General features: G+C 72.6%; 2 protein-coding genes and 1 pseudogene. 1 reads left to right on the top strand and 2 read right to left on the bottom strand.

The genetic code is table 11. The features are described 5' to 3' along the window. Window positions 1-648 (top strand): AMP-binding protein (locus EAO77_RS00205; RefSeq protein ID WP_261993727.1); only part of this gene is annotated, 648 nt, incomplete at its 5' end. Here EAO77_RS00205 and EAO77_RS00200 read toward each other — a convergent pair. Together EAO77_RS00200 and EAO77_RS00195 are read right to left on the bottom strand one after the other, a co-directional pair. After that, window positions 584-793: pseudogene (locus tag EAO77_RS00200) on the bottom strand (AMP-binding protein); the annotation flags it as partial. The gene EAO77_RS00205 and the pseudogene EAO77_RS00200 sit on opposite strands and share 65 nt — an antisense overlap. Further along, on the bottom strand, window positions 793-2,142 hold a 1,350-nt coding region (locus tag EAO77_RS00195; RefSeq protein WP_222723637.1), incomplete at its 5' end, for a non-ribosomal peptide synthetase. The gene EAO77_RS00195 and the pseudogene EAO77_RS00200, both read right to left, overlap by 1 nt.

Here is a 2,142-nt window from a genome sequence, read left to right as displayed (position 1 = left end):
GAGCGGACCGCGCTGGTCGACGGCGAGAGGGCGGTGTCCTATGCCGAACTGAACGCGTCCGCCAACCGGTTGGCCCGTCATCTGCGGTCCCACGGGCTGGGCCGGGGTGATCTGGCGGGTGTGCTGCTGGAGCGCGGCGCCGACTTCGCGACGGCGGTGGTGGCGGTGGTGAAGACCGGCGCGGGATACACCCTGCTCGACCCGGACTTCCCCGACGAGCGGCTGCGCTCGGCCGCCACCGACGCCGGCATCACCCACCTCGTCACCACCACCGGCCTCGCGCAACGCGTCGACGGCCCCTGGGCCGTGCACACCGCGGCACGGGGAGACCTCCTCACCCGGCGCGCGGACAACCTCGGCGTCCCCGTCGGCCCCGAGGACTCCGCCTGCCTGATGTTCACGTCGGGGTCGACGGGACGGCCGAAGGGGATCCTGTCGTCGCACCGGAATCTGGTGTCGACGGTGAGTGGTCAGTCCTACGGCCGGTTCGGGACGGGTGAGGTGTTCCTGCAGTGCTCGCCGACAGCTGGAGCATCGTCACCCCGTGCCGCCGCGACAGCTCCGCGATCAGCGCCGGCTCCGGACGCTGCCCGGGCTGGAGCACCGACACACCGCCGTGCAGCAGCGCCCCCCAGAACTCCAGACTGAACGCGTCCCAGGACACCGGCGAGCACTGCAGGAACACCTCACCCGTCCCGAACCGGCCGTAGGACTGACCACTCACCGTCGACACCAGATTCCGGTGCGACGACAGGATCCCCTTCGGCCGTCCCGTCGACCCCGACGTGAACATCAGGCAGGCGGAGTCCTCGGGGCCGACGGGGACGCCGAGGTTGTCCGCGCGCCGGGTGAGGAGGTCTCCCCGTGCCGCGGTGTGCACGGCCCAGGGGCCGTCGACGCGTTGCGCGAGGCCGGTGGTGGTGACGAGGTGGGTGATGACCTGGTGCCCACCTTCCTCACCGTGCTGGAGCGGATGCCGCTGACGCCGAACGGCAAGGTGGACAAGCGGGCCCTGCCCGAGCCGGCCCCCCTCGCCACCGKCGGACGCGCGAACACGTCCCGGATCGTGAGGCGGACACCCAGCGCCTCGGCCACCCGATTCACCAGCCGCGCCGCCAGCAGCGAATGACCGCCGTGGTGGAAGAAGTCGTCGTCGACGGTGAGGGTGGCGGTGGTGGCGAGGGTGCCCCGGAAGAGGGCGAGCAGCGTCTCCTCCAGCGGGGTGCGCGGGGCGCGTCCGCCGGTGGCGAGGGGGGCCGGCTCGGGCAGGGCCCGCTTGTCCACCTTGCCGTTCGGCGTCAGCGGCATCCGCTCCAGCACGGTGAGGAAGGTGGGCACCAGGTGGTCCGGGAGCCGGTCGGCGGTGTGCCGGCGGATCTCCTCCGGCTCGGCCACCGCATCCAGCACCACATAGGCGGCCAGCCGCCGCTCATGCACCGTCACCACCGCCTGCGTCACCGCCGGATGCCCCAGCAGCGCCGCCTCCGTCTCCCCCGGCTCGACACGGAAGCCGCGGATCTTGATCTGGTCGTCCGCCCGCCCCTCGTAGACGATCCGGCCCCCGGTGTCGAACCGCGCCAGGTCACCGGTCCGGTAGAGGCGGGCGCCCTTGGTGCCGTACGGGTCGGGCACGAAGCGGGTCGCGGTCAGGTCGGGGCGGCCGAGGTAGCCGTGGGCCAGGCCCTCGCCGGCGAGGTAGAGCTCGCCCGTCACACCGGGCGGGCACAGGTTCAGATACGGATCGAGGATGTAGGCGCCCTTGTTGACCAGCGGCACCCCCACGGGCACCAGGGCGGGCGGAACGTCGCCGCGCGGGATGGCGTGGGTGGTGGTGAAGCCCATCGACTCGGCCGGACCGTACCCGTTGACCACCTCGATCCCGGGCACCAGGCCCTGGAGCTTGTGGACATGAGCGGGGGACGCGGCCTCGCCACCGGTGAACGCGACCGTGACCGTCTCGAACGCCTCGGGATGCTCGTCCACCAGGAAGTTGAACAGGCTCGCCGACAGCTGGAGCATCGTCACCCCGTGCCGCCGCGACAGCTCCGCGATCAGCGCCGGCTCCGGACGCTGCCCGGGCTGGAGCACCGACACACCGCCCGGCTCCGGACGCTGCCCGGGCTGGAGCACCGACACACCGCC

The sequence above is a fragment of the Streptomyces sp. T39 genome (assembly GCF_008042045.1).
Classification (GTDB): Bacteria; Actinomycetota; Actinomycetes; order Streptomycetales; family Streptomycetaceae; genus Streptomyces.
This window is presented reverse-complemented; position numbering and strand designations above follow the sequence as displayed.